The sequence below is a fragment of the Nonomuraea sp. NPDC005650 genome (genome assembly GCF_040605375.1).
Classification (GTDB): domain Bacteria; phylum Actinomycetota; class Actinomycetes; order Streptosporangiales; family Streptosporangiaceae; genus Nonomuraea.
In genome coordinates this window covers 168,565-195,303 of record NZ_JBEXCR010000010.1, presented here as the reverse complement: position 1 = coordinate 195,303, position 26,739 = coordinate 168,565, and the positions used below count along the sequence as shown (strand labels likewise).

19 protein-coding genes are annotated in these 26,739 nt (G+C 73.2%); 10 read left to right on the top strand and 9 right to left on the bottom strand.

The window, feature by feature from the left end:
* Positions 1-102 precede the first annotated feature (102 nt).
* Positions 103-1,236: a hypothetical protein gene (locus ABZS69_RS19330; RefSeq protein WP_355373857.1), complete on the bottom strand. Its 1,134-nt coding sequence runs from the start codon at positions 1,234-1,236 to the stop codon at positions 103-105.
* 149 nt (positions 1,237-1,385) lie between these two features.
* Positions 1,386-2,405 carry a helix-turn-helix domain-containing protein gene (locus ABZS69_RS19325; RefSeq protein WP_355373854.1) on the bottom strand — a complete coding sequence of 340 codons (1,020 nt, stop codon included), beginning with the start codon at positions 2,403-2,405 and terminating at the stop codon, positions 1,386-1,388.
* Positions 2,406-2,567: 162 nt separating this feature from the next.
* Here ABZS69_RS19325 and ABZS69_RS19320 point away from each other — a divergent pair, with 162 nt between their 5' ends.
* Both ABZS69_RS19320 and ABZS69_RS19315 read left to right on the top strand, forming a co-directional pair.
* Entirely contained in the window at positions 2,568-3,422 is an 855-nt protein-coding gene (locus ABZS69_RS19320; protein ID WP_355373852.1) for a polysaccharide deacetylase family protein, read from the top strand.
* Between the two features lie 34 nt (positions 3,423-3,456).
* Positions 3,457-4,218, top strand: coding sequence for a tyrosine-protein phosphatase (locus ABZS69_RS19315; protein ID WP_355373849.1), 762 nt, complete (start codon positions 3,457-3,459; stop codon positions 4,216-4,218).
* 59 nt (positions 4,219-4,277) lie between these two features.
* Here the strand turns inward: ABZS69_RS19315 and ABZS69_RS19310 are convergent, their stop codons facing one another.
* Together ABZS69_RS19310 and ABZS69_RS19305 are read right to left on the bottom strand one after the other, a co-directional pair.
* Positions 4,278-4,919 carry a DUF1579 family protein gene (locus tag ABZS69_RS19310; RefSeq protein ID WP_355373846.1) on the bottom strand — a complete coding sequence of 214 codons (642 nt, stop codon included), beginning with the start codon at positions 4,917-4,919 and terminating at the stop codon, positions 4,278-4,280.
* Positions 4,920-4,936: 17 nt separating this feature from the next.
* Complete coding sequence (locus ABZS69_RS19305; RefSeq protein ID WP_355373843.1) at positions 4,937-5,356, bottom strand: hypothetical protein; 420 nt, start codon at positions 5,354-5,356, stop codon at positions 4,937-4,939.
* 273 nt (positions 5,357-5,629) lie between these two features.
* On the opposite strand from ABZS69_RS19305, the gene ABZS69_RS19300 reads away from it, so the two are divergent.
* Genes ABZS69_RS19300 through ABZS69_RS19290 form a run of 3 tightly spaced genes read left to right on the top strand, consistent with a single transcriptional unit; the run spans position 5,630 to position 7,958 of the window.
* Complete coding sequence (locus ABZS69_RS19300; RefSeq protein ID WP_355373840.1) at positions 5,630-7,096, top strand: pyridoxal-dependent decarboxylase; 1,467 nt, start codon at positions 5,630-5,632, stop codon at positions 7,094-7,096.
* A 25-nt stretch (positions 7,097-7,121) separates the two neighbouring features.
* The gene (locus ABZS69_RS19295; RefSeq protein WP_355373837.1) at positions 7,122-7,316 is read left to right on the top strand and encodes a hypothetical protein; all 195 of its coding nucleotides are present in this window, start codon (positions 7,122-7,124) and stop codon (positions 7,314-7,316) included.
* A 36-nt stretch (positions 7,317-7,352) separates the two neighbouring features.
* Complete coding sequence (locus ABZS69_RS19290; protein ID WP_355374190.1) at positions 7,353-7,958, top strand: response regulator transcription factor; 606 nt, start codon at positions 7,353-7,355, stop codon at positions 7,956-7,958.
* A gap of 16 nt (positions 7,959-7,974) precedes the next feature.
* On the opposite strand, the gene ABZS69_RS19285 is transcribed toward ABZS69_RS19290, so the two are convergent.
* Positions 7,975-9,075, bottom strand: coding sequence for an FAD-dependent monooxygenase (locus tag ABZS69_RS19285; protein ID WP_355373834.1), 1,101 nt, complete (start codon positions 9,073-9,075; stop codon positions 7,975-7,977).
* Between the two features lie 97 nt (positions 9,076-9,172).
* On the opposite strand from ABZS69_RS19285, the gene ABZS69_RS19280 reads away from it, so the two are divergent.
* Positions 9,173-9,748 (top strand): TetR/AcrR family transcriptional regulator, encoded by a 576-nt coding sequence (locus ABZS69_RS19280; protein ID WP_355373831.1) that lies wholly within the window; start codon positions 9,173-9,175, stop codon positions 9,746-9,748.
* Positions 9,749-9,823: 75 nt separating this feature from the next.
* Positions 9,824-10,975 carry a hypothetical protein gene (locus ABZS69_RS19275; RefSeq protein ID WP_355373829.1) on the top strand — a complete coding sequence of 384 codons (1,152 nt, stop codon included), beginning with the start codon at positions 9,824-9,826 and terminating at the stop codon, positions 10,973-10,975.
* Here ABZS69_RS19275 and ABZS69_RS19270 read toward each other — a convergent pair.
* Both ABZS69_RS19270 and ABZS69_RS19265 read right to left on the bottom strand, forming a co-directional pair.
* Complete coding sequence (locus ABZS69_RS19270) at positions 10,972-15,699, bottom strand: GH92 family glycosyl hydrolase (protein ID WP_355373826.1); 4,728 nt, start codon at positions 15,697-15,699, stop codon at positions 10,972-10,974. The genes ABZS69_RS19275 and ABZS69_RS19270 overlap by 4 nt on opposite strands.
* Positions 15,700-15,851: 152 nt before the next feature.
* Positions 15,852-16,349, bottom strand: coding sequence for a hypothetical protein (locus ABZS69_RS19265; protein ID WP_355373823.1), 498 nt, complete (start codon positions 16,347-16,349; stop codon positions 15,852-15,854).
* A 160-nt stretch (positions 16,350-16,509) separates the two neighbouring features.
* Here ABZS69_RS19265 and ABZS69_RS19260 point away from each other — a divergent pair, with 160 nt between their 5' ends.
* Complete coding sequence (locus tag ABZS69_RS19260) at positions 16,510-17,070, top strand: GNAT family protein (RefSeq protein WP_355373820.1); 561 nt, start codon at positions 16,510-16,512, stop codon at positions 17,068-17,070.
* 51 nt (positions 17,071-17,121) lie between these two features.
* Here ABZS69_RS19260 and ABZS69_RS19255 read toward each other — a convergent pair whose 3' ends face one another.
* Entirely contained in the window at positions 17,122-20,790 is a 3,669-nt protein-coding gene (locus ABZS69_RS19255) for a S8 family serine peptidase (protein WP_355373818.1), read from the bottom strand.
* 127 nt (positions 20,791-20,917) lie between these two features.
* Here ABZS69_RS19255 and ABZS69_RS19250 point away from each other — a divergent pair, with 127 nt between their 5' ends.
* Positions 20,918-21,874 (top strand): LuxR C-terminal-related transcriptional regulator, encoded by a 957-nt coding sequence (locus tag ABZS69_RS19250; protein ID WP_355373815.1) that lies wholly within the window; start codon positions 20,918-20,920, stop codon positions 21,872-21,874.
* Between the two features lie 3 nt (positions 21,875-21,877).
* Here ABZS69_RS19250 and ABZS69_RS19245 read toward each other — a convergent pair whose 3' ends face one another.
* Complete coding sequence (locus ABZS69_RS19245) at positions 21,878-23,242, bottom strand: FAD-binding oxidoreductase (protein WP_355373812.1); 1,365 nt, start codon at positions 23,240-23,242, stop codon at positions 21,878-21,880.
* Between the two features lie 75 nt (positions 23,243-23,317).
* On the opposite strand from ABZS69_RS19245, the gene ABZS69_RS19240 reads away from it, so the two are divergent.
* A complete protein-coding gene (locus ABZS69_RS19240) occupies positions 23,318-26,605 on the top strand; it encodes a BTAD domain-containing putative transcriptional regulator (protein WP_355373809.1) in 3,288 nt (1,095 codons plus the stop codon).
* Positions 26,606-26,739 lie beyond the last annotated feature (134 nt).

The window sequence follows — 26,739 nt, the reverse complement described above, 5'->3', positions numbered from 1 at the left end:
TGGGCACACGGCCGGCGGACTGCACGTCCGGCCAACGGTGTCAAGAGCAGGCGCCCGGCGGGAGCGCGTCCGCTCCCGCCGGGCGCCCGGCCCGTCCGCCGATCAGCTCACCCTGACCTTTCCGAGGATGTCGACGATCTGCTCGCCGCAGGTGTTCACGTAGCGGACGATCACGATGTAGCGGACGCCCCTGGTCAGGAAGGAGGTGGCGTATCGGGTGCGGTCCTCCAGGACGGTGTTCTTGGCCACCGTGGGCTGCCGGGTCAGGAGCTGGTCGCCCGACTCGGACAGGAAGGCGTACTCGGCGGTGCTGCTCTTCGCGAGCTTGTCGCCGAAGGGCGCCAGGTAGGCGTTGCCGGGGATGACGAGCGTCTTGCCGAGGTTGTCGCCGCCGATGTAGAACCTCGGGGTGAACTTGCCCGAGCGGGCCGTCGTCCCGTACAGCCGGACGTAGGCGGGGACGCGGCAGGTCTGCGGCTGCAGGATCGGCCGCAACCCCGTCACCTGGCGGCCGTAGCCGTCTTTCTGGCGCCGCGAGTCCTGGCGGCTGCGCGGGCTCTGGCGCCCGTACGAGCCCTGCCCGTACGAACCCTGCTGCCCGTACGAGCCCTGCCCGTATGAGTCCTGCTGCCCGTACGAGCCGTTCTGGCCGTATGGGCCGTTTTGGCCGTACGAACCTTGCCGACCCTGGGGGGCCTGCTGCGCCGGCTGGCCCTGCGCGCCCCGCTGCGACGGGGACGGCGTCGCAGAGCCCTGGGACGGACGCTGTTGCTGAGGGCTCCCCGGCCGGCCGACGATGAACCTGTCGATGGCGGCGTTCGCGCCTCTCTCCAGGACCCGCTCCAGCCAGGCGGGCAGCTTGGCACCCCCCGTGGGTTGCGGGACGGTCTTCGGCGTGGCCGGACCGGATTGCCCCGGGTTGGTGCCGCCGGTGGAAGGTGTCTGCTGGGACCCGCTCTGACCGCCATCGGTGCTGTCGGGCTCCTCCAGGGCGAAGGCGCCGGTGTCGTTGCCGGAGCCGAGGTTGGGCCCGGACCCGGTGTTCCCGACGCCGGGGAAGCCGGGGAAGTCGGGAAGGTTGAGGCCGCCGCCCAAACCGTCCGAGGGCAGGAATCCGGTGCCGGGGTCGAACCCTATGTCGGCGCTGGCCGCGTCGGCGGTCAACCCGCTCGCGACGACCGCGCCGCTCACGGCCAGCACGACCGCCGCACGGCGCAGCCTCGAAGGTGATCTCACGTCGTTCTCCTCTCGAGTGCTGGACGTCTTCCAGCGATCCCTGACTACGGCGCCCGTCGTTGACCAGCCAGGCGGTGACGTTGTCCAGTGGCCCGAGCCGTTGATCGGCGACGCCGGTCAACGTGGGGGAGGAGATCCCGCCGGCCCGACTAGGCCGGGCCGCTCGCGCGCACGGCGGCGGGGCCGTGGCCGTACCAGCGGCGGATGGCCCGCCGCAGCGCCCGCGAGTCGGTGAAGCCGACCCGCGCGGCGATGGAATCCACGCTGAGCGTGGTCTCCCGCAGCAGGCGGTCCACCCGCCGCTGGCGGAGCTTCTCCAGCTCCTCCCGCCAGCCGGTGCCCTCGTCGCGCAGGCGGCGCTGGAGGGTCCGGGGGCTCATGGCCAGCCGCTGGGCCACCTGGTCGAGGCCCGGCGGGCCGCCGGCGACGGCGGACTCGAGAACGGCGTGGAACCGGTCGAGCCAGCCCAGCACCGGCCGGGCGGCCACGGTGGCCAGCCGCGCGTGGTCGTCCAGGATCGCGGCGAGCGCGGGGTCGGCCCGCGGCAGCGGCGCGTCGGCGTCGGACCGGGCGAACGTGATCGACGGCTCGTCGGCCTCGTACTCGACGCGCCCGGCGCCGAACAACTCGGCCACCCGCCTGGGCGCGGCGGGCGAGCGGTGCGGCAGTTGTACGCGTACCGGAATGAGCCGCCGGCCGGCTCCCGAGCTCGCCATGACAAGCATCATGTACGTCGCGAACTCCGCGATCAGCGGATATTCCGGGTGCTCGCGGTAGGGGCCCTGCCAGCTGACCGTCAGCCCGTCGTCTTCGCGCGTGACGGCGAGCCGGTCGGAGGGGTCGGCGATGGCCGTGAGGCGGCGGGAGGCCACCTGGAACGCGTCGTCGAGCGTGCCGGAGACGGCGAACAGGTAGTCCCACACGCCCAGCCCGCCCGGCCGCCACAGCCCCATGACCCGGTCGCTGCCCCCGGCCTCCCACGCCGGACCGGAGACCAGCTCCCAGACCCGCAGGATGGTGGCGGTGGGGATGCGGATCCCGTCCTCGTCCAGCACGGTGAGGCCGGGCACGCCGGCGAGGCGCGACCCGTCCAGCCCCGCCTCGATGCCCGCCCGGAGCAGCAGGCGGGTCAGATGGGGCGAGACGGTGCCCACTGCTCCGTCTCGCATCGCGTCGTCCACCATGAACGGCCTACCTCCCAGGAGCTTGCATCATAAGTGTCGTCTTCGGCCCACCCCGTGACGTCTTCGGCCCTCCTGCCGGATACCTCGGAATTTCTACCTTCATGGACAGGCGGCCCCCCTTCACGGGCCCTTTCCGAGAGGTACGCGATGGAGAACACGCTGTACGACTACAGCCCGATCGTCGAGCGCGAACCGATCCGCTGGCCGGGCGGTGCCCGCGTCGCCTTCTACGTCGGTCTGAACGTCGAGCACTTCACCGTTGACCGCCCCTCCACCAGCATCAACGAGGCGACCGCGGCGCTCGTGCCGGACCCGCTGAACTACGGCTGGCGCGACTACGGGCCGCGGGTGGCGATCTGGCGCGTGATGGACGTCCTCGACCGGCACGGGATCCGGGCGAGCGTGCTGCTCAACGCCGACGTGTGCGAGCAGTACCCCCAGATAGTCGAGGCGGGCAACGCCCGCGACTGGGCGTGGCTCGCCCACGGCAAGAACAACTCCACGCTCCAGGCCGACGTCGCCGACGAGCGCGCGTACCTGACCGAGGTGGCCGAGACCATCAGGAAGGCCACGGGGCGACAGCCGCGTGGCTGGCTGGGCCCCGCGCTCACCGAGACGTTCCAGACGCCGTCCCTGCTGGCCGAGCTGGGCCTGAGCTACGTGCTCGACTGGACCAACGACGACCAGCCGTACCGGCTGAACGTCCCGGGGATGTTGAGCGTGCCGTACTCGCTCGAACTCAACGACCTGGGCATCTTCACGATGCACGGCAGGAGCGGCGGCGACTTCGTGCAGCTGGTCAAGGACCAGTTCGACCAGCTCTACGCCGAGTCCGCCGAGAGCGGGCGGGTGATGGCGCTGGCGTTGCATCCGTTCGTCATCGGGCAGGCGTTCCGGGCGAAGTACCTGGACCAGGCGCTGGAGTACATCGCCGGCCACGACGGCGTGTGGCTGACGACCAGCGACGAGATCGCCGAGCACTACGCGGGCGCCGTCGCCTGACGACTCCCGAGGGGGCGGCCGTAGGGTGATCCGCGTGAGAAGACATATCGCGTTCGAGCGCCTGCACAACTTCCGTGACCTCGGCGGCTACCGGGCCGCCGACGGGAGCGTGGTGCGGTGGGGACGGTTGTTCAGGTCCGATTCGCTGGCCAAGCTGCGCGGCGAGGACTGGGACCGGTTCCTGGCGCTGGGCGTTCGCACGGTGATCGACCTGCGGTATCCCTGGGAGATCGAGGCCAAGGGGCGGGTGCCGCACCACGACGAGGTGGCCTATCACAACCTCAGCATCGAGCACCGGCCCTACGACCAGGCGGAGATCGATCCGGACGCCGACCCGTGGCGCTTCCTGGCCGACCGCTACGCTGAGGTCGCCCTCGACGGGGTCGCGGAGCTGCGGCAGACCCTGGAGGTCATCGCCTCGGCGGAGGAGCCGCTGGTGTTCCACTGCGCCTCCGGCAAGGACCGCACCGGGCTGGTGGCCGCGCTCGTGCTGTCCCTGCTGGGGGTGCCGGAGGACGACATCGTGCGGGACTTCGCGCTGACCGAGCTGGCCACCGACCGGCTGATCGCCGACTGGCGGGCCGCCAACCCGGGCCGCGAACCGAAGTGGCCCGGGTACGGGCGAGCCCCCGCCGAGATCATGCGGCTCTTCCTGGCCGACCTGACGGCGGCGCACGGATCCGTACGGCGCTATGTCACGGACCGGCTCGGCGTGGACGAGAAGGTGATCTCGGAACTCCGCGACCGTTACCTCCAGGACGAGCGCGTGCCCGGCCATGCCGGTGCCCGGCGATAGGAGGCGACCTCCGCCGTACGGCATCTCCAGCCCCTGAGCTCCCCGGCTCGCTGGTGCGGCTAGCCGGCCCTGCGGGTGTAGACGACGCGGTCCACCAGCCGTTCGGACTGGCCGGGAGGCGTGAAGTACAGGTCGAAGGTGTGCTTTTCGTTCGACCTGATGGTGATCACGGTACGCATCGGGATGGTCTTGCCGACGTACTCGGGGCCGAGCACGCCGGGGTCGGTGAACGTGCCGGGCAGCGACAGCCTGTTGGTGCGCTTGGCGAGCGCGGGCCCGCGGTAGGTCATCGCGGTGGGGGTGACGCTGTCGAAGGTCGTCCACTCGTAGCGCCGGTCGATGGTGGAGAAGCCGAGGACGCCCAGGCGGTAGTAGGGGTTGCCGCCCAGGGTCCCCTCGGTCCTCTCCTCCAGGAAGCGCCCGCCGGTCTTGGCGATCCACCGGGTCGTGACCGTGATGTCGCGGGAGACGAGCGGCTTGCCGCCACCGCCGAGGAGGTAGTTGTACTTGACGGCCTTCCACGTGCCGACCAGCGGGTCGAGCCGGCGGTGGAAGGGGCCGGGCGCGAGGGCGTCGGCGGGCGCGCTGCGGACCTGGGCGGTCCGTGCGGTGATCGGCGCCGCGGCGGACGCGCTCGGCGCGCCGGTCAGGATCAGTACGGCCGCGGTCGAGACCACGGCCGCGGACAGTCTGTTCGGCATGATGTCTCCGAAAGTGCTCACAGGGCTCGGACGAGCCCGACGGCCAGGGTGATCAGTGCGGCGGCGATGAGCAGCGCCCCGGCCCGCGTGAGCGCGGTGCCGTACGAGCGGCGGCCCTCCGCGCCGACGGCGAGGTGCAGGAAGAAGCCGCCCGACTGCGCGAGCACCCCCGCCAGCAGGCCACCGCCGGACAGCCACGCGAGCCACGCGGGGAACCCGGCACGGGGCAGGTAGAGGAAGTAGACGAGGGACAGCACCAGGAGCACGCCGGCGTGCGCGTGACCGGCGCGGAAGAACCGTTCGCGGAACTCCCCGAGCCTGCCCCGGTCCGCCGTGATGAGGCGGAGCAGCGCGTGCCCCCCGAACTCCACCGTGACCACCGAGACCACGGCGACGATCGGCAGGATCTCGGCGGCTCCGCTCGTGCCCTGTCCCATGTGATGCTCCTCGACTCGATCCAGACGCCGACACAGACGCAGAGGGATCGTGACATCGGGGGCATGAGCGCTGACAGTGTCGCTGTACTCGGCCGGGTATGCATTTTGCACGGCCGCCCGAGAGGCGAGTCGTCCGTCCAAGTAGCGTTCGAGGCGGAGAAACCATACGAAGTCGCCCACCGTTCACCCACGCCATCCGGAGCTCCGCGTGCCTCTGCGTCCGACAGCCCTTGCCCTCCGCACCGACGCGTGCCTGATCGGGGGGCGATGGGCATGACCGCCGCACCCGACCTGTCCGGCGGCGTCTCCGGCGCCGCCGCCCTGGAACCTCTGCTGCGTACGGTGCTGGCCGCCCTCTCGGAAGGCGCGGCACGGCGCGGCGGGCCGATCCCCGCCGGCACGCCCGGCGAGCTCTTCGCGGGAGTCGCCCAGGGCCTGGCCGAGCCGGGCGGTGCCGCCCTGCGGCGGTTGACCGAGCTGGTGGCCGCGGGCAGCGCCGACCCGGCCGACCCGGCCTGCGCCGCGCACCTGCACGGCCCGCCGCTCGCCGTCGCCGTGGCCGCCGACCTGGCGATCTCCGCGCTGAACCCGTCGCAGGACTCCTGGGACCAGGCCCCCGCGTCCACCGCCCTGGAGACCCTCCTGCTGGGTGAGCTGGCCGGGATGGTGGGCTACCCCGACTCGGCCGCGGGCGTGCTCACCTCCGGCGGCACCGAGTCCAACTTCATGGGCCTGATGCTGGCCAGGGACCGCGTGCTCGGCCAGGCGACCGGGCAGCGGATCGAGCGGAGCGGGCTGCCGGCGAACGCGCCGCAGGCGCGGATCTTCGCCTCCGCCGCCGCCCACTTCTCGGTACGGCGTGCCGCGGCCCTGCTGGGCCTGGGCGAGGACGCGGTCGTGACCGTGCCCGTGGACCGCGAGCTGCGGATGAAGCCGGAGGGGCTGGCCGCCGCGCTGCGGGAGTGCGTGCGGCGGGGCGAGCTGCCGATGGCCGTGGTCGCCACGGCCGGCACCACCGACACGGGCGCGATCGACCCGCTGGGGGACTGCGCGGCCCTGGCCGCCGAGCACGGGGCCTGGCTGCACGTGGACGCCGCCTACGGCGGTGGCGCCCTGCTGTCCGACCGGCTGGCCCCGCTGCTGGCGGGTGTCGAGCGGGCCGACTCGGTGTCCCTGGACTGGCACAAGCTGGGCTGGCAGCCCATCGCGGCGGGCGTCTTCCTGGTACGGCGGGCCGAGACGTACGAGTCGCTGGAGCGGCGCGCGGTCTACCTCAACCCGGCCGACGACGAGGAGGCCGGCTACACCAGCCTGCTCGGGCACTCGCTGCGCACCACCCGCCGCCCCGACGGCTTCAAGATCGCCGTCACGCTGGCGACCTTCGGCAGGGACGGCCTGGGCCGCCTCGTGGACGCCTGCCACGACCTGGCACGGGCCGGAGCGGCGGCCGTTCGCGCCCATCCCCGGCTGGAACTGCACGCCGACCCGGTGCTGACGGCGTTCCTCTTCCGGTATCTCCCCGCGGACCCCGCCCTGGCGGACCGGGTGAACGCCGGGCTGCGCCGCCGCCTGCTCCGCGAGGGCCGCGCCGTCGTCGGCCGTACCGAGCTCCCGGGAGAGGGGCCGGGCCGGGTGCGGCTCAAGCTCACCCTGCTCAACCCGCACACGACCGCCGCCGAGGTGGAGCGGCTCGTCAGCCTGGTCGCCGCCGCGGGCGAGGCCGAGGAGGAGACGCCCTGAAACGGGACCTCTAAGCTGAGTGATCGTGACGACGGAACGATGGGCGCTGGGCGGTGATCTGAGCGTCGCGAGGATCGGCTACGGCGCGATGAAGCTGACCGGCTGGCCGAGGGGCGAGCGGCCCGCCCGGGAGACCGCCCCCTCACCGGCCCACCTGGAGGAGAACATCGCCGCCGACGAGCTGAGACTGACCCCCGAAGACCTCTCGGACCTCGGATAGCGGCGGCGGTGCGGTCGGCACATGAGTAGGGATGGCGTGCTCCGGGTTCTCATCGCGGAGGACATGCTGCTCCTGCGCGAGGCGCTGGTGGAGCTGCTGCGCCTCCACGAGGGCATCGACGTGGTGGCCCAGGTGGCAAGCGGGCTGGAGATCGTGGCGGCGGCGGAGCGGCACCGGCCGGACGTCGCGGTGATCGACATCGACCTGCCGGGGATGGACGGCATCACGGCCGCCGCCGAGCTGAACCGGCGGCTGCCCGGCTGCCGGGTGCTGATCCTGACCGCGCTGAGCAAGCCGGGCGAGCTGCGCCGTGCCCTCGACGCGAGGGTCGCCGGGTTCGTCCCCAAGGACATCAGGCCCGCCGACTTCGTCGCCGCCATCCGCACGGTCGCCGCCGGAGGCGAGGTGGTGGACCCGGCCCTGGCCATGACCGCGTTGCGGGCGCCGGAGAGCCCGCTCACCCAGCGGGAGACGGAGGTGCTGCGGATGTCGGCGACCGGCGCCCAGCCGCTGGAGATCGCCGAACGGCTCTTCCTCACGTACGGCACGGTCCGCAACTACCTGACCTCGGCGGTCGCCAAACTGGGCGCCCGCAACCGGATCGACGCCATCCGCATCGCCTCCGAGGCCGGCTGGCTCTGACCGGGACGCCGCGGCCTCAGGCGTAGTCCTTGAGCGGCACCACGTCCTCGGCCACCTCCACCGGGGGCTCGGTCGGCGGCTGCAGGAACCAGCGGGCCGCGGCCCGGCCGTGCAGCTGGTTGCGCTCGACGTAGTCACGCAGCCCCCGCTCGTACGCGGCGAAGGCGCTGGCGTGGTCCGGGGCCTCCGCCAGCTCGCCGGCCAGCACGTACGCGCCGATCAGCGCCTGCGAGGTGCCGCGGCCGGAGGTGGGCGCGGCGCAGTAGGCGGCGTCGCCCACCAGCGCCACCCGCCCGGCCGACCACGAGTCCATCAGGACCTGGCCGGAGGAGTCGAAGAAGAACTCCTCGGCCTCGCTCATGGCCTCCAGCAGCCGGGGCACCTCCCAGCCCGCGCCGGCGAAGTGCTCGGCCACCAGCTTCTCCTGCTGCCGGCGGTCGCGCCGGTCGTAGTCCAGGTGCTCGGCCGCGAACGACAGGCCGACGCGCAGCTCGCTGTTGCCGCGGGCGGCGAAGGCCAGCGCGTTGCGGCCGGCGGTGTTGTGCATCAGGCCCGCGCGGTCGAGGCCGAGCAGGTTGGGGGCGGTGAACAGCGCGCCGTAGATGCCCAGGTGGCGGACGTATCGGGACTCGGGGCCGAATGCGAGCCGGCGCACGGTCGAGTGCATCCCGTCCGCGCCGATCACCAGGTCGAACGTGCGGGACCCGGCCCGCTCGAAGGTCACGTGGACGCCGGAGCCGTCCTGGTCGATCCCCGTGATCGTGTCGTCGAACAGGTACTCGGTGGTGTCGCGGGTGGCCTCGTACAGGATGGCCGTCACGTCGGACTTGAGCACCTCCAGGTCGCCGGAGATGGCGGTGGCGGGCAGCTCGGCCAGGGTCGCGCCGGCGTCGTCGACCAGCGTCATCGCGGTCATCCCCGTCTCGTGCCGGCGCATCTCCGCCAGCAGGCCCATCCGCTCCAGCACCGTCAGCGCGCTGCCGCGGAAGTCGATGGCCGCGCCGCCGCCGCGGACGGCGGGGGCGCGCTCCACGATCGTGGGCGCGTGGCCGTGCCGGTGCAGCCAGTAGGCCAGGGCGGGGCCGGCGACGCTGCCGCCGGAGATCAGGATCCGCATGGGGGTTCCCTTCTCGGTTGGTGTGGGGCAACCGTACGCCGGGTTTGCGCAAATGCGCAAGACGAATGTCTGATGCGCCCGTGCTAGGCTGCCCGCCATGGGAAACCGTGAGGACCTGCTGGCCGGGGCCCGGCGCTGCCTGGAGGAGAAGGGCTGGGCGCGCACGACCGTCCGCGACATCTCGGCGGCGGCCGGCGTCAGCATGGCCGCGATCGGCTACCACTTCGGCTCGCGCGAGGCGCTGCTCAACGCGGCACTGGTGGAGGCCATGAGGGAGTGGGGCGACCAGATCGGCGCCGCCATGGCGGCGGTCGACGAGGAGGCCGCGCCCGGCGAGCGCTTCGAGGCGCTCTGGGAGCGGCTCATCGCGTCGATCGGCGAGCACCGCACGCTGTGGCTGGCCAACCTGGAGGCCATGGTGCAGGCCGAGCACTCGCCGGAGCTGCGTGACGAGCTCGTGGCCGGGCAGCGCGAGGGCCGCCGCGGCATGGCCGCGCACCTGATGGACGGCGAGGAGGCGGACCTCGCCGAACGCGAGGTGCGCACCGTGGGCTCGGTGCACCTCGCGCTGCTGCTTGGCGTCATGGCGCAGTGGCTCAACGACCCCGACCAGGCTCCGACCGGGGCGGAGGTCCTGGCCGGGCTGCGCGCCCTGACCTCCCGGCTGGAGTGACGGCCGGGCGGAAGTTCGTCAACCGTTCAGCTCCGCGCAGTCGGCCGGATCCCCGGCAGGCGCCATCATGCCTCTGTGTACCGCATCCCGGTGGCCGTCGTGCTGGCGGCGCTCACGGTGGCCATCACTCCGGCCGCGACCCCGGCCACCGCCGTGGCCGCCACCCCGGCCACGCAGGTCGAGGCCGCCTCCGGCTGGCAGGTCAGCTTCCGCGGCGGGGCCCGCACGCACCTCGCGGATCTCGCCGCCACCGGACCGGCCGACGCCTGGGCCGCGGGCCGGCGCGAGACGAAGCAGCGCGATCCGCGGACCGGCTCGCCCGTCATGGCCCCCCTGATCAGGCACTGGAACGGCAGGGGATGGACGGAGTTCGCGAGCCCGGGCGGCCCCCTGCGGGAGATCTCCCTGATCGAGGCGTCCTCTCCGGCCAACGTGTGGATCGCGGGCGCCGGCGCCGACCGCTCGGTGCTGTCCCGCTGGGACGGCAGGCGCTGGCGGCTCATGGGGTCGGGACGGACCACGATCACCGATCTGGACGTCTCGGACGGCGAGCGCACCTGGATCGTGGGCCGCGACGACCGGACGAGGGGAGCGTTCTTCAAGCGCTACCACCGCGGCCGCTGGACGAGCCTGCCCGCCCCCGCGTCCCTGAGGGAGGTCAGCGTCCGCACGCCTGAGGACATCTGGGGCTGGGGCCCGTCCGCCGTCATGCGCTGGGACGGCAGGTCATGGCAGCCGGTGGCGCTGCCCGCCGTCGCGGTGCCCGCGGCGGCCGAACCCGCGTTCGGACCGGTACGGGTCCGCTACGACGCGGTGCTCGCCGCCGCGAACGGGGAGGTCTGGATCGCCGCCGGGTTCCAGCAGGGCGACTGGACCCAGCCCGGGGCCGTCCTGCTGCACCGGCGCGGCGGGACGTGGGAGCAGCTCCGGCTGCCCGGCGACCGCGTCACGACCCTGTCCGGCGACGGCTCGGGCGGCGTCTACGCGGCGACGACCCGGGAGTCGATCACCGCGACCCCGGACGGCCAGGACCCCTACGCCTACACCACCCTGTCCGTCGACGCGCTCCGGTACGCCGGCGGCGTGCTGACCCGGCAGAGCGTCACTCCGCCGGCGACCGGTTTCGAATGGGCGGACCTCGTCGCCGTGCCGCGTACCGGCTGGGCGCTGGCCGCGGGCTTCGCCTGGAAACCTCCTCAGGGAGACGTGATCTTCCGCAACTCCTAGCGCCGCAGGTCCAGCCGTACCCGGGCCAGCCAGGACCCCCAGCCGTTCTCCGGGCGGCTGTCACCGATGCGCAGGTAGAACGTGCGGGCCTCGCCCCGCAGCTCGTCGAGGTCGAGCGTGCGCGGCGAGCGGTTGGACAGGTCGCGCACGTCGGCGCTCTCCTGCAGCACGGTCCGCCAGGTCCGGTTGTCGGCCGAGACCTGCACCAGGAACTGGTTGCCGATGTCCAGCGTCACCGAGCCCCCGGTCACCTGGGCCGGCAGCTCGAACCGGTACGTGGCGTGGCTGTCGCCGTCGGTGAACCGGGCGCGCCCGTCGAACACCTCGCCGTCGAGCTGCGACCCGTCGGCCTCCAGCAGCCAGGGCTCCTCGGCGGCCGTACCGGGCGTGAACTCCACGGTGTCGCCGATCACCGTGACCGCCGCCTGCTCGACGGCCGGCCCCTGGTCGGAGGTCGCGGCGAGCCGGATCGGGTGGCTGCCGGGACCCGCCGTCGCCGGCACCGTGACCTGGAACGTCACGGTCTGGGACGCGCCCGGCGCGACGGGGCCGAAGGCCACCGGCCCCGAAGGCTGGACGGTCCAGCCGGAAGGGGCGGTCGCGGTCAGCCGTCCGGTGGCGGGCCGGTCGGCGTGGTCGGACACGGTCACCGGGAGCGGCACGGTCTCGCCGGGTGCGGCGAAGACCCCGTCGGCCTCGATGACCAGCGGTGACGTGGCGGGCGGCGCGGGGGCGAGCAGCTCGATCTCCGCGAGCGAGGCGCCGCCGGTGAACCTGATCCGGTAGTGGGCGTACGCGCCAGGATGCGCGATCCTGAACGGGCGGGTCTGGAGCCGCCACTGGAAGCTCTCGCCGGCCCGTTCGTCGAGCACCTTCCACGAGCCGCCGTCGGCGGAGCCCTCCAGGACCCATCCGGACGGATCCTCGGACGGCTGGCCGGCGCCGGAGGTGAGCGTGTAGTAGCGCGCCGTCCGGTCGCCGTCGAAGGAGTACCGGACCCATTCGGGCAGCGTCGCCCGGGTGGCCGAGTCGTCGTCGAACAGCGCGCTCACGTCGGCGTCGCCGGCCGCCGAGGCCGTGCCGCGCCCCGGCCCCGTGACGTCGTGCAGCGGGGCGGGGATCCGGTCGTCGTCGGTGATCGAGGGCGGGGCCGCGTTCTTGCCGGTGCCCCAGCGCGACGGCTTCGGCCCCATCTCGAACACCAGCTCGCCGCCCTTGGCGATCAGGTCGTGCGGCAGGTACGTCTTGTCGTACGCCCTGCCGTTGACCTTCAGCCCCTGCACGTAGACGTTGCGCGGGCTGTTGCCGGGCGCCTTGATGACCAGCTTCCCGCCGCCCTCCAGCCGCACCGTCGCCTTCTCGAACAGCGGCGAGCCGATCGCGTAGTAGGGGCTGCCCATCTGCAGCGGGTAGAAGCCCAGCGCGCCGAAGACCTGCCAGGCCGACATCTCCCCGTTGTCCTCGTCGCCGGGGTAGCCCTGGCCGATCTCGCTGCCCAGGTAGAGCCGCGAGAGCGCCTCGCGCACCTTGGCCTGGGTCTTCCACGGCTGCCCGGCGTAGTCGTACATGTAGGCGATGTGGTGCGAGGGCTGGTTGCTGTGCCCGTACTGGCCCATCCGGATGTCCCGGGCCTCGCGCATCTCGTGGATGATCCCCCCGTACGAGCCGGGGAACGTGGCCGTCTCCTGGGTGGCGAAGAACGCGTCCAGCTTGGCGGCCAGTTTGTCCGCGCCGCCGTACAGGTTGGCCAGGCCGCGGCCGTCCTGCGGGACGTGGAAGGCCATGTTCCAGCCGTCGGTCTCGGTGTAGTCGAAGCCCCAGGTACGCGGGTCGTACGCGCTCGGCTTGAGCCGGAAGGAGCCGTCGGCGTTCCTGCCCTGGAAGAAGCGCACCGCCGGGTCGAACAGGTGCACGTAGTTAAGGGCTCGATTCCGGAAATATTCGGATTCTTCCAGGTAGCGGGCGCGCTGCGCCCCCGTCGACCGCTCGGCCAGCGCCTTGGCCATGTTCGCGATCCCGAAGTCGTTGATGTACCCGTCCATCGCCCACGACATGGCCTCGCCCGTCGACTGGACACTCGTGTACCCGAGGAAGACGGAGGTGGACAGGCCCTTGCGGCCCACGTTGCGGGTGGGCGGGGCGACGGTGGCGTTCTTGACCGCGGCCTGGTAGGCGGCCACGGCGTCGAAGCCCGTCACCCCCTTCAGGTACGCGTCCGCGAAGGCGACGTCGGAGCTGGTGCCGACCATCAGATCGGCGTACCCGGGCGAGGACCACCGGGAGATCCAGCCGCCGTCCAGGTACTGCCGCACGAACCCGTCGGCCATCTCCCCGGCCGCCTTCGGCGTGAGCAGCGCGTACGCGGGCCAGGTGGTCCGGTAGGTGTCCCAGAAGCCGTTGTTGACGTACACCTTCCCGTCGGCCACCGGCGCCCCGGTCTGGGTGGGCGTGCTGGGCGGGGTGCCGGTCGCCGACTGCACGGCGTGCTTGTAGACCGGCGCGGCGGCGGTGCCGGTGTTCTCGAAGCCGGAGTTGGGATACAGGAACAGCCGGTACAGGTTGGAGTACAGCGTGACCAGCTGGTCGCGGCTCGCGCCCTCGACCTCGATGACGCCCAGCTTGGCGTCCCACGCCCGCCGCGCCCGCTCGCTGACCGTCTCCAGCGTGTCCGCGGCGGCGATCTCCAGCTCCAGGTTGCGCCTGGCCTGGTCGACGCTGATCAGCGAGGACGCGATGCGCATGGTGACGTTCCGGGCCGTCCCCGCGTCGAAGGACAGGTAGCCGAGCACGTTGTCGCGGCCCTGGCCGGTCAGCTTGCCGCCGCCGGTGACCGGGCGGTCGAAGACGGCGTAGTAGAACATCCGGGTGGCCCCGGTGGACAGGTCGCTGCGCACGTCGGAGTAGCCGGTCACCACGCCACCGGCCGGGTCCAGGGTCAGGCCGCCGCCGTTGCCGACGTTGTCGAAGATCAGCTTGGCCTCGGAGCCGGGGAAGGTGAAGCGGGCCAGCGCCGCGTGGTCCGCCGGGGCGATCTCGGTCTTGAGCCCGTTGTCGAAGGTGACCGCGTACAGGTGCGGCTGGGCGATCTCCCGCTCGTGGCGGAAGGCGAGCGCGCGGGCGGTGCGGGACGGGTTCGGCACCCCTTCGGCCGCCGAGGGCATGAACTGGAACGTCTGCCGGTCACCCATCCACGGGCTGGGCTCGTGACTGGCCGCGAACGCCTGGATCTCGGGCAGGTTGGCGGCGTTGTTGTCCCGGTGGTACTCGTACAGCCAGCTCGTCGAGCCGGCGTCGGTCATCGGCGTCCAGAAGTTGAACCCGTGCGGCACCGCGGTGGCCGGGAAGTTGTTCCCGCGCGAGAAGCCGCCGGTGGAGTGCGTGCCCCGGGTGGTCGTCACGTACTGGGTGAAGCCCCGGTCGTCACGCGCCGGGCGGCCCTCGTACGGCTGCCGCCTCCGCTCCGAGACGATCTTGATGTCGTCCACCCACCCGCGGAACCCGGCGGGCCCCGCGGGGCTGTCGTAGGCCACCAGGATGCGGCTGATCCGCTTGCCCCTGGCCACCTGGCCGAGGTGGGCGAGCTTGTAGTTCCACTGGTCGGCGTACAGAGTCTTGGACTCGCCCTGCTCGCGCGGCGCCAGCCGGACGCCGTGCTGGTCGACGGCCTTCAGGTCGCTGAGGTACGTGCCGTCGCGGAAGGCCAGGTCCACCGAGACGTACGTGCTGGGGTAGCGCAGGTCGGCCGCGGTGAACTCGGGGAAGACCAGGTAGGACAGCTCAGTCGTGGCCGTGACCGGGATGTCCACCTCGAACACCTTGTTGGTGGAGTGTCCGCCGGTCGGCGAGGTGGTGCTGCCCGCGTACTGGAAGGCCCGCAGCCCGGAGAAGCCGGCGCGCGGCTTGGAGACGAACCCGCCGTTCGGCCCCGCGCCGATCTGGCTGCGCATGTCGCTGGGCGGCCTCGGGCCGCTCTGGCCGTCCGACAGCTCCCACTCGGCCAGCTGCAGGATCGAGCCGCTGCCGACGCGGGTCACGTTGAGCCGGTAGTGGGCGTAGGCGGTCGGGTTGGCGAAGCGGTATTCCTTGCGCTGGAAGCGCGCGGTGAACGTCTCGCCGGTCCGGGTGTCCAGGGTCGTCCAGCTCTGCCCGTCCTGCGAGCCCTGCAGCTGCCAGTCGCGCGGGTCGCGCTCGGGCGCGTCGTTGGCGGAGGTCAGCGCGTAGTGCACGACCGTGACCGGGGTGGACAGGTCGTACCGCGCCCAGCCGGTGCCGGCGAACAACAGCCACTTGGTGTTCGCGTCGCTGTCGGCCAGGTTCTCCTTCCCCTCGCCGCCGGAGGCGTTCTCGCCGCTGGCGCCGACCTGGGCGATCTTGTCCCAGATGCTGCCCTCGATGCCTCCGGGCAGGGTGCCGGTGACGTTCGCGGCCTTCTTGACGCCGCGGGCGTCGGTCTCGGTCGTGTCGGCCCACGTCGGCTGCGGGTCGCCGGGCTCGAAGGAGGAGGCGAAGGCCGCCCCCTCGGCGCGGGCCAGGGCCTGCCCGTCCCGCGCCGCCCGCTGCGTCTCCGCCGCCGGAGGAGCGGGCTCGGCGGTCTGCGGGCCGGGGGGAGGGCTGTAGGAGGGATTCGGGGTGGGAGTGCCCGAAGGGCCGGGATTGGGCACGGGATCAGGACCGGCCGAGCCGGTCAGCGCGGCGGCGGGTGCGGCGAGGACGAGCGGGATCACGGCGCATAAGACCGCCATCATAAGAGATCGTCTGGTACGGGACGGGGAAGGCCAGAGGGTGCTCACAGCGGTCTCCCAGGAGGAGTGATGACAACGTTGTCAACCCCGATCTGTTAAGGAAGTTTTCAAATACGCGGCGCCCTGTCAAGACCTCAATGCGAGCCCGCCAGCGTCTTGAGCGCGATGATGACCAGCCCCAGCGCGAGGTTGACGACCCCGGACAGGACCACGATCCGCGCCGGGGCCCGGACCGAGACGGCCGCCGCGACGGCCCAGGCCGCCTGGCTCGCCACGGCGACCACCAGCGCCACCCAGGTCGCCGCCTTGTCGGACAGGCCCAGCGCGGAGGCGAAGGCGGCGCAGATGGCGGGTGGGAACGAGGCCTGAGCCACCGGCCAGTCGTGCCGGCCGGCCGCGCGGAGCCGCTGCCAGGTCAGGGGCTGGACCCTGCTGGACACCACCAGGGCGTAGACGTGGGCGAGCCAGAACACCACACCCGTGCAGATCAACACGATCACGAGGTCGCCCACCGAGATCGGCGTGCCGTCGACGACGGTGCCGGCCACGACCGAGGCCGCCAGCAGCGAGCCGTACACGGCCCCCGCGAACCCGGTCTGCTCCGGCTCTCCATCGGTGTCACGCGTGTCCATGGCAGCAGTGTCGCCGGGCACCCGCCGGGCCCGGCGGGGCGGCGTGCGGGACGATGCACAGTCTTGGGCTGTTCGAGAAGATCGCCGACCTGCCTGACCGGATGGGCCACGTGAGAGGATCGCCTGGCGATATGGCCTGGTTTTGATCGTTGGGGGGACGATGTTCGTAATATCCCTGGGCGAGGACGGCGCGGAGCTGCGGCCGCTGGAGCCGTGGCGGGCCGAGGAGCTCCTGGCCCACATGGATCGCGGCCGGGAGTTCGTCGGCCGGTTCATCGGGGTGGCGGACTCCGTCGCGGATCTGGAGTCGAGCCGGGCCTTCCTCCAGTCGTACGCGGACAAGGCCGCGGCCGACACCGGGCGGCTCTACGGCATCTGGACGGACGGAACGCTGGTCGGCGGGGTGCTCTTCCGCACGATGGACGTCGCGAGGGGCGTCGCGGAGGTGGGCTGCTGGCTGGAGCCGTCGGCGGCGGGCAAGGGGCTGGTGACCAGGGCCACGCGGGTGCTCATCGACTGGGCCGTCGAGGAGCGGGGCATCCACCGCGTGGAATGGGTGGTCGCGGCGGAGAACGCGGCCAGCATCGCCGTGGCCCGGCGGCTGGGGATGACCAAGGACGGCGTGCTCCGGGAGAGCTATCCGCACCGGGGCCAGCGGTACGACGTGGAGATCTGGTCGGTGCTCGCGCCCGAGTGGCGCTCGGGCAAGCAGCCGTCCTGACCCCGGGCAGGGCCCGGCACCCGCCCGTGGTCCGGGCGGGTGCCGGGTGCCTCACTTCAGCCCGAAGGCCCGCTCGACGGTCTGGTCGACCTGATGGCCGGAGGCGTCGGCGGCCTGGGTCCGCAGGCTCACGTAACCCGACGTGCGCTCGGCCCTGGGCAGGTCCACGGTCGTGGTGAAGACGCCGGCCGTGGCGGTCGGCGTGAGCCGTACCGGCTGCCACGAGGCGCCGTCGTCGACCGAGACCCACGTGCTCGCCTGGGTGCTGTCGGTGGCGTGGACGGTGATGGCCAGCCGGCGCCCGGCCCTGACCCGGTTGTCCAGGCCGACGGCGACGTCATAGGAGATCTGCGGCATCGAGATCGGCGTCGAGCTCGTCTTCCTGCCGGTGGTGGCGAACGTCCACGTCGTCGTCGACTTCGCGGAGAACGTCCACCCGGGCACGGTCCGCTCGGCCGTGAGGACCGCGCGGTAGGAGGCGGGGTCGGCACCGATGCCGGGGCTCACGGACGAGTACGGCCAGCGGCCCACCTCGGTGTCCCCCTGGTACAGCACGACCGTGGACCTGTCGGTGTAGTCGCCCAGCGATAGGTGCGTCGGGTCGATGTCGGGCCAGGGCTGCGCCCCGAGCGACAGGTAGTCCCCGCGCACCGACGAGTACGACTGCGTGATGCCGTAGTCCCTGGGCGTGGTCACCTGCTTGAACCACTCGGTCGTGAGCCGGGCGCCGGGGGTGAAGGAGTGCCAGGTCCTTTCGAACATCGCGTATCCCGAGCCGTCGAAGGCCACGCCGGTCTGGTACCTGGTGTTCGGGTCGGCGCTGACCCACTCCTCGTGGGAGCCGCCGAACCGGATCGGGGTCTCCGTCGCGGCGTAGATGTAGGCCCAGGAGCGCTTGCTGGCCTGCAGCAGCCTGCCGGTGGGCTGGGCGTGCGCGTAGTGGCCGGCGGTGATCTTCGCGGTGTTGGTGGCGTCGGCCGCGAACCTCAGCTCGCCCTCCGGCACCGTGCCCGTGAAGGAGTTGACCAGGTCGTACTGGTAGGGGCTGTACGGCACGCCGTACAGCGCGACCTCGGCCTCGCCGCGGCCGGCCAGCGCGGACAGCCGGGCGCCCTCCTCGCCGGTGAGCGCGAAGGCGGGCAGAGCCGTGGAGCCCGCGGTGGCGACGAGCCTGCCCGGCTGCTCGTTCATGACGGCGACGGCCGCCGCGCCCCTGGCCGCGGCCCTGTCGATGACCTCGGAGATCGGTACGTCGGAGGAGTGCTTGACCAGCACCAGCTTGCCGCGGGCCCGCTTGGCGGGGTAGTCGGCGCCGGTGCCCGCGTAGAGGACCTCCAGCGTGCGGCGCCCCTCGAAGGGCTTGGCGCCGTCCAGCCGGGTCGGGTTGAGGCGGATCGGCCTGCGGCCCTCGACGGTCGCGGTGAGCGGCGGCGCCGTCAGCGTGGACTGGATCGCGATCTCCTGGGAGCCGTTGGCGGCGGCCGGCGAGGGGAAGGCGTACCAGTGCTTCACGTCGGGGGAGATGAGCGTGGTCCAGTCCCAGGTGAGGCCGCGGCCGTTCTGCTGCCAGGTGCGGTAGTACGCCAGCGCGCCGCCCATCCGCTCGACCGGCCTGTCGGCGTCCACCGTGACCTCGCGGGCCTGCCGCGCGTCGAGGGTGATCGCCACGTCGCGGTCGACGACGATCGAGGGCCGGTAGGCCGCGGTGACGTCGTCGATCCAGCTCCTGGCCGCGTCGGGGGTGTAGATCACGCTCTGCATCGTGTACGTGCCCGGCCGGACCCGTGCCCGCGCCACGCCGTCGCCGAAGCTCACCCGGTAGGACAGCAGGGTGCTCTGCGTCTCGGAGAAGAGGATCACCTGGCTCGGGCCGCCGGCGGCGACGCCGTCCCGGCCGATCCCGGTCACGGCCACGTCGTACAGCAGCGGCTCCATCTGGAAGGAGAACGGGAAGCGGAGCACGGCGTCCTGGGCCGTGGCCGTCACCCGGCCGCTGTAGTAGGTGTCCCTGGTCAACCCGTTGGGGTCCACGCTCACGGTGAACGTCGCGGTGCCCTTCGCGGGCACGGTCACCGAGGGGTCATCGAAGGAGACCGCGCTCTGTGGCATGGCGGTGCCTGCGGCGTTCGTCCAGGCGGCTTCGAGCGCGAACGTCCTGGCCTGGTCGGCGTCGTTGTGGATCGTCACCTCGCGGGTGACCGGCTGGTAGGTCTCGGCGAACCTGACCGCGCCCAGGCTCAGCGACGGCGGCGTGCCGTACGCCTGCTGGCTCACCGCGCGGGCCACGTCCACCCGGCCCACGCCGCCCTGGGCGACCTGGTAGGCGCCCGCCGTCGCGCTGGTGACCAGCGCCGCCTTGAGCTGCCGCGCCGTCCAGTCCGGGTGTTGCTGCTTGAGGAGGGCGACCGCGCCGGCGACGTGCGGCGTGGCCATCGACGTGCCGCTCGCCCTGGTGTAGCGCTCGTCGACCGGCGTGCCCATGCTGGTGCCCGCGGCGCGGGCGGCGACGATGTTGACGCCGGGGGCCGACAGCTCCGGCTTCACGCCGAAGTCACCGATCCTCGGCCCCCTGGTGGAGAACGGCGCGAGCGCCTCGGCCCGGTCGACCGCGCCCACGGTGAGCGCCTCGTCGGCCGAGGCGGGGCTGCCGATCGCCGGGCGTCCCGCGTTGCCCGCGGCCACGACGAACAGCGCGCCGGTGCGCTGGGTGAGAGTGTTGACGGCGACGCTGAGCGGGCCCTTGCCGTCGTCCTGGGCGTCGCTGCCGAGGCTCATGTTGACCACGGCCGCGCCGCTCCCGGCCGCCCACTCCATCCCGTCGATGATGTCGGACATCTGGCCGGAGCCGGTGTCGTCGAGCACCTTGCCGTTGATCAGCTCGGCGCCCGGGGCGACGCCCTTGGCGCCGTTGCCCGTGCCGCTGCCGCCGATCGTCGCCGCCACGTGGGTGCCGTGGCCGAAGTGGTCCTTGGCGTCGGCGGCGGTGGTGAAGTTGCGTGCGGCGGTGACGCGGCCGGCCAGGTCGGGGTGGGTGTCGTCGACGCCGGTGTCCAGGACGGCGACCTTCACTCCCTTGCCGTCGTAGCCCGCCGACCAGGCGGCCGGGGCGCCGATCTGCGGCACGGACTCCGCCAGGTCCACGGTGATCCTGCGGTCGAGCCAGATCTTGCCGATGCCGGCGGAGCGGCGCTCGGCGGGGGTGTCGTGGCTCTTCCAGAAGCTTCGCGTGTCGGCTTTCCGCACCGTCACGGCCAGCGCGTCGATGCTCTCCAGCGTGTGGCGGGCGCGTGCCTTCGCGGGCGCGGCGGGGGCGTCGCCCTTTCCGCTGTTGCCGAGCACGACGGGGATCGAGGAGGCGGAGGCGTCGTCGTACCCGCTGCGGATCAGCTCGTCCACGTCGAAGACGGCCTCGTCGACCGCGCCGCTGTTCAGCTCCTCCTGGGCGGCCAGCGGGACGGCGTACAGGTCGCCCTCCCAGCGGTAGACCGACACGCCGCCGCGCGACGGCCCGGCCGGGTCGGCGGTGACGCCGCGCTGCCCGTCGGCGAAGGTCCGCACCGTGACGACGTCGCCGGTGAGCAGCGTCAGCCGGTGGGTCGACACCGGCTGACCGGACTGGCTGGGCGGGGCGGGCGACGGCTCCGCGTGGCTCGGTGCGCTCACCACCAGCAGTGCCGCGGTGGCGGTGGCCACCGTCGCGAGAGAGATCAGTTTTCGCATCGTGTCCTCGGGGGGTGGGGGACCACTTCAGGCTCGATGCATAGAAGGCTCGCGGCGGGACCGGTTTAGGACAATAAGTAAGATCCGTCCCCTTGTGGACTGTGTCCGCAATAGGAAAGATCGTGATATGTCTCCCGCACTCTCCGGACTCGGCATGCCCGAGGGCGCCGAGGCGATCTACCTGTCCTTGCTGGAGCGGCACACCGCCGCGACGGCCGACCTGGCGGCCGAGACCGGCAGGACCGCGGAGGAGGTGTCGGGCCTGCTCGCCTGGCTGCGGGGGCGGGGGCTGGTGCTGCGGGCCAACGGCCTGGCCGTCTCCGGCGGGGCCGACGTCTGGGCGGCCGCCGACCCCGCGCACGCGCTGCACGAGCTCGTCCGCCGGCGCGAGGACGAGCTGCACCGGATCCGCGGCGTCCTCCCCGACCTCCGTGAACGGTTCCACCGATCACGACAGGACGACGAGGCCGGGGGAGCCCTGGAGAGCCTGGACGGCTGGGAGGACATCGGCAACCGCTACCACCAACTGCTGGCGGAGGCGCGGCAGGAGGTGCTGATGTGGGACCACGCGCCGTACGTCGTCGGGGCGAACGCGCCCAAGGAGCACTCCGCGCTGGACCGCGGAGTGCGCTTCCACGTGCTGTGCGATCCGCGCGACCTGCCCGCCGAGCTGGGCGAGGAGTTCGCCGTGCTCCGCGGCCTGCAGGCCAGGCTCCACCCCGACCTGCCCTTCCGCGGCGCGATCGCCGACCGCCGGCTCTGCGTCATCACGATGGACCGCGAGTCGCAGAACGCCAGGGCGCTGCTCGTCCGGCCGTCGCCGCTCCTCGACGGCCTGATCATGCTCTTCGACACCTGCTGGAGCCGGGCCGTGCCCATGACGGGCCGGCCCGGCGGACTCGACGAGCCGGAGCGCGAGGTGCTGACCCTGCTGGCCGCCGGGCTGAAGGACGAGGCGATCGCCCGTCAGCTCGACATCACCACGCGCACGGTGCGCCGGCGCGTGCAGGCGGTGCTGGTCGCGTTGAACGCCAAGAGCCGCTTCCACGCCGGCGTCGAGGCGATCCGCCGCGGCTGGGTCTGAGCCTCAAGGACGGACGTGGGCGCAGTGGCGGAACACGTCGTCGGGGTCCCAGACCGCCTTCACCTGCTGCAGCCTGCGGTACCTGCTGACGCCCATCGCCCAGCGCACCCGGTCGTCGTCCGCCTGCTCCAGGTTCAGATAGCTGCCGGTGACCCCGTGCTTCCTGATCGCAGTGGTGACCTCCTCCACCCAGGCGAGGTTGGCCGCGTCGCCGCCGGGATCCGTCCAGACGCCGACCGGATGCACCAGCCAGCGCCCGCCGTGGCGGCTGGGGAACGCGGAGTCCGGCGCCGTCCTGACCGCCTCCGGCAGCGGTGAGACGATCAGCTGGGACAGCGGGCTCGGCGCGGCGATCGCGGCGTCCTGCAGGGCGGTGATCAGGCTCGCGGGCAGGCCGGGCACCAACTCGGCCGACCACCTGTTGCGCCGCCCCGGCAGCGCGCCCTCGTCCAGCATCGACTGCAGCGCCAGATACGGCATCGGCTGGGCGGCGTCGAACAGCGGCGCCGCCGCCTCGCGCAGCGGCCGGATCACCTCGGCACCGGCCTCCGGGTCGCCGACCCAGACGGGCGCGATCGCGAGGATCGGCCGCCCCACCACGTGCCCGGGCACGAACGGCGCCGGCGGCGCCGTCAGGAAGACCGCCGCGGGGGCGAAGTCGTCGTGCCCGGCCGACTCCAGCCGGGCCAGGGCATCCAGTACGGCGGGCGCGTCGGACACCCGGTAGCCGATCATGCCGCCGAGCACCAGCGGGCCCACCGGGTGCAGCCGGAAGGTGAACGACGTGACCACGCCGAAGTTGCCGCCCCCGCCGCGCAGCGCCCACATCAGCTCGGGTTCGCGCTCGTCGTCGGCGACGACCACTCGCCCGTCGGCGGTGACGAGCTCGACGGTGATCAGGTTGTCGCAGCTCAGCCCGTACTTCGCGGACAGCCAGCCCTCTCCGCCCCCGAGGGTGAGGCCCGCGACGCCGGTGTGGCTGATCCGGCCGCCGGGCACGGCCAGGCCGTGCGCCTGCGTGGCCTGGTCGACCTCGCCCCAGGTCGCCCCGCCCTGAACGACGGCCGTGCGCGCGGCCGCGTCGACGGTGACGCCGCGCAGCGCCGACAGGTCGATCACGAGGTCGCCGCCGAGCGCGTGCCCGGCCACCCCGTGCCCGCCGCCGCGCACGCTGACCTCCAGGCCGTGCTCGCGTGCGTAGGACAGCGCGCCGACGACGTCGGCGGTGCCGCTGACCCGCACGATGGCGGCCGGCCTGCGGCTGATCATGCCGTTGTGCAGGGCGCGGGCATCCTCGTAGCCGGCGTCCTGCGGGGTGAGGACCTCTCCTCGTACGGTGGATCGCAGGTCCGTGATGTCTTGTGTCATGAGACCAGCCTGAGCGGATGACCTTGCACCCCCATTTCACGGACGTCTCACGGAATCCACTGAGATAATTCCCCCATGCCCTCCCTCCCCGGCCTGGACGTCCTCGTGCTCGGACCGGTCACTGTCCGTGCCGGGGACGCGACGATCGTGGTCGATCGTCTCCTGGAGCGCGCGCTGCTGACCCGGCTGGCGCTCGCGGGCGGGTCTCCGGTTCCCGACGCGCGGCTGGCCGCCGATCTGTGGGGGGAGGCCGAGCTGGCCCGTCCCACCGAGCGCCTGCGGGTCCTCGCCTCCCGCCTCCGCGCCGCCCTCCCCGCCCTCCCCGCCGTCCCCCCTGCCCCCGCCCTCCCCGGCCCCACCGGCCCCATCGGCCCCTTGGGTCCCGCCCTCCCCTCCAGCCCTGTCGTCCCCTCGGGCCCCGCCCTGCCCTCCGGCCGTGCCCTCCCGGCCGGCTCTGCCCTCCCCTCCGGGCCCGCCGGGCCCGCGCGGGCCGGGGCGGGCGCGGGTCGGTCACGGCAGGCGTCGTTCCTGGTCAGGACGCCCGGCGGCTACGCGCTCGACGCGCACGCCGCCGACCTGGTCCAGGCCCGTGCCGCCGCCGAGCGAGCGCACGCGGCGGCCAGGTCGGGCGACCACGCGGGCGCCCGGGGCTCGGCGGCACAGGCGCTCGGGCTCTGGCGCGGGGCCGCGCTGACGGACCTGCGGGCGATCCCCTACGCCGAGTTGGAGGGGGAGCGGCTGGAGGCATGGCGGCTGGACCTGCTGGTGCAGCGGCTCACCGCCGACCTCGCCCTGGGCGCGGCGGCCGAGGTGAGCGCGGAGCTGGAGCGGCTGGCGGACGAGCAGCCGCTGCACGAGCGCCTGTCCTGCCTGCTGGCGCTGGCCCTCTACCGCACCGGCAGGCAGGCCGACGCGCTCGACCGGCTGGCCCGGCTCCGGCGCAGGCTGGCCGACGCGCTCGGCGTCGACCCGGTCCCGGAGACGGCCGCGCTGGAGCTGCGGATCCTCCGCCAGGACCCGTCCCTGCAGCTCCCGCACGCCGTCACGCCGGAAGTCGAGATCGCACCCAGGCCGGTGCCGTCCTCGCCTTCCGCCGGGTCGCCCGCCCCCGGGCCGTCCTCGCCCTCCGCCGGGTCGCCCGCCCCCGGGCCGCCCCCGTTCCCTGTAGAGTCGCCCGCCGCGGATCAGCCTCGCCCCCAGGTACGCCTGCCCGGCCCCGCGACGAGCTTCGTCGGCCGGGACGGTGAGCTGGCGGCGCTGGTGAGGCGGCTCGCGCGGCCGGGGCTCGTCACGCTCACCGGCGGGCCGGGCAGCGGCAAGTCGCGGCTCGCGATCGAGGCCGCCAGGGCGGTGGCCCAGGCTCCGGCCGCGGAGGCCAGGACGGTGACGCTGGTGGAGCTGGCGCCGTTGAGCCGGGAAGGGGCGGTGCGCGCGGCGGTGGCGGCGGCCGCGGGGCTGGAGTCGGAGTCCGACGATCCCCTGCCGGAGCTGGCCGCGCGGCTGGAGGGCGGGCTGCTGGTGCTCGACAACGCCGAGCACCTCATCGACCAGGTGGCCGAGCTGGTCATCGGGCTGCTGAGCCGTACCGGCGGGCTGGCCGTCCTGGTCACCTCGCAGCTCCCGCTGCTGGCGGCGGGGGAGGAGCTCAACCGGGTCGGGCCGCTGCCCGCGCGCGCGGCGGCGACGCTGTTCACCCAGCGGTGCGCTCCCGACCAGGCGGGTGCCGATCCCGCCGCCGTCGCGGCGATCTGCGCCGCCGTGGACCGGCTGCCGCTGGGGATCGAGCTGGCCGCCGGTCTGACCCGTACGCTCACGGTGGCGCAGCTGGCCGCACGCGTCGAGGACCGGCTGCGCCTGCTGGTGGGCGGCGGCCGCAACGCGGGCGGCAGGCACACGAGCCTGCGCGCCGCCCTCGACTGGAGCCACGACCTGCTGGCCGAGCGGGAGCGGCTGGTGCTGCGGCGGGTGTCGGTGTTCAGCGGCGGCTTCGACCTGGAGGCCGCCGAACACGTCGTCCCAGCCGTTCCCACGATGGCCGACGGCACCGAGGAGGCCGTGATCGTCGGGGACGTCGCGCCCGCGCTGGCCGAGCTGGCCGACCGGAGCCTGGTCACCGTGGAGACGTCCGGCGGCGGGCGGCGGTTCGGGCTGCTGGAGACCGTACGCGACTACGCGCGGGCCAAGCTGGCCGCCGGCGGGGAGACGGAGGGCGCGCTGGCCGCCCATCTGGGCTGGTGCGTGGCGTTCGTCCGCCGGATCGGCGAGCCGACCGACTTCGCGGCGGCGGAGGAGGTGTCGGCCGTGTTCGCGGAGTGGCCCAACCTGCTCGACGCGCTGGAGCGCGCCCCCGGCACCGAGCGGGCGGCCGACGGCCTGCGGCTGGCGCTCGAACTGCACACGCCGTGGCTGATCCGCGGCTGGTACGGCGAGGCCGAGCGGCATTTCTCGGCCCTGGCCGACGCGCCGGGCAGCACACCGACCGAGCAGGCGTCCGCGCTGTGCGACCACGCCTTCGTCTCGACCATGGTCGGCAAGTTCGACGCGGCGGCCGACCTCCTGACCAGGGCCGCCGAGCTGGCCGAGATCGCGTCGGACGACATGGTGACCATGAACGTCCTCTACTACCGCGGCATCGTGGAGATCGAGCGCGGCCGCCTGCGCGACGCGTTCCCGCCGCTGCTCCAGGGCCTGGAGCACGCCGAGCGGATCTCCCGCACGCAGCGGGTGTCCGCCTTCGCCGACGCGCTCGGCACGCTCCTCCTCTACTCGGGCGATCCCGAGCAGGCTCTCCAGCGCTACGTCACCGCCAACGCCTTCGACCTGCAGACCGGCGACGAGCACGGGCTGGCGCGCGGCCTCAGCAACCAGGCGCAGGCGCTGCTGGGCATGGGGCACCTCAAGGAGGCGCTGGCGTGCGCCACCGAGTCCGACCACTACGCCGAGCGGCTCGACGACCGGCAGATCCTCCCTCTCAACGAGCTGATCAGAGGCGCCACCGCCGTGGCCGAAGGTGATCTGGCCCGGGCGGAAGGCCACATGCGCACGGCCGTCGGCTACGCGGTCACCGACGGCTCCGGAGCGAGCATGGCCCACATCGACCTCGCCGACGTGCTGATCCGGCGTGGGGAACTGGGCGAGGCCGCGGCGCTGCTGGACGAGGTCTACGCCGAGTCGGCCGAGCGCAGCACGCCCTGGCTCGCGGCGCGGGCCGTCTCGGCGGCGCTGGCGCTCGCGACCGGGGCGCGGGCTCGGGCCGGGGAGCTGGCGGAGGCGACGGCCGCCGACTACGCCGCCTCGGGCTTCGCCTGGCCCCGCTACGCCGCCCGCCTGGACGAGGTGCGAGCCGCCCTCTCCACACCGTGACCCGGCCGGGACTCGCGCACCCGGCCCGTTGCGCTCCCAGCCGGAAAACCGAAACTCGCGCTCCCCGCCGGAAACCGGGACTTGCGGCACCCGGTCCGTCGCGCTCCCAGCCGGAAAACCGGGACGGTCCGCCA

What these genes read in the sequence shown, in the direction of transcription:
- ABZS69_RS19325 (WP_355373854.1), bottom strand. Translation starts at nt 2,405, where the DNA reads ATGCGAGACGGAGCAGTGGGCACCGTCTCGCCCCATCTGACCCGCCTG.
- ABZS69_RS19320 (WP_355373852.1), top strand. Translation starts at nt 2,568, where the DNA reads ATGGAGAACACGCTGTACGACTACAGCCCGATCGTCGAGCGCGAACCG.
- ABZS69_RS19310 (WP_355373846.1), bottom strand. Translation starts at nt 4,919, where the DNA reads ATGCCGAACAGACTGTCCGCGGCCGTGGTCTCGACCGCGGCCGTACTG.
- ABZS69_RS19305 (WP_355373843.1), bottom strand. Translation starts at nt 5,356, where the DNA reads ATGGGACAGGGCACGAGCGGAGCCGCCGAGATCCTGCCGATCGTCGCC.
- ABZS69_RS19300 (WP_355373840.1), top strand. Translation starts at nt 5,630, where the DNA reads ATGACCGCCGCACCCGACCTGTCCGGCGGCGTCTCCGGCGCCGCCGCC.
- ABZS69_RS19285 (WP_355373834.1), bottom strand. Translation starts at nt 9,075, where the DNA reads ATGCGGATCCTGATCTCCGGCGGCAGCGTCGCCGGCCCCGCCCTGGCC.
- ABZS69_RS19280 (WP_355373831.1), top strand. Translation starts at nt 9,173, where the DNA reads ATGGGAAACCGTGAGGACCTGCTGGCCGGGGCCCGGCGCTGCCTGGAG.
- ABZS69_RS19265 (WP_355373823.1), bottom strand. Translation starts at nt 16,349, where the DNA reads ATGGACACGCGTGACACCGATGGAGAGCCGGAGCAGACCGGGTTCGCG.
- ABZS69_RS19260 (WP_355373820.1), top strand. Translation starts at nt 16,510, where the DNA reads ATGTTCGTAATATCCCTGGGCGAGGACGGCGCGGAGCTGCGGCCGCTG.
- ABZS69_RS19255 (WP_355373818.1), bottom strand. Translation starts at nt 20,790, where the DNA reads ATGCGAAAACTGATCTCTCTCGCGACGGTGGCCACCGCCACCGCGGCA.
- ABZS69_RS19250 (WP_355373815.1), top strand. Translation starts at nt 20,918, where the DNA reads ATGTCTCCCGCACTCTCCGGACTCGGCATGCCCGAGGGCGCCGAGGCG.
- ABZS69_RS19245 (WP_355373812.1), bottom strand. Translation starts at nt 23,242, where the DNA reads ATGACACAAGACATCACGGACCTGCGATCCACCGTACGAGGAGAGGTC.
- ABZS69_RS19240 (WP_355373809.1), top strand. Translation starts at nt 23,318, where the DNA reads ATGCCCTCCCTCCCCGGCCTGGACGTCCTCGTGCTCGGACCGGTCACT.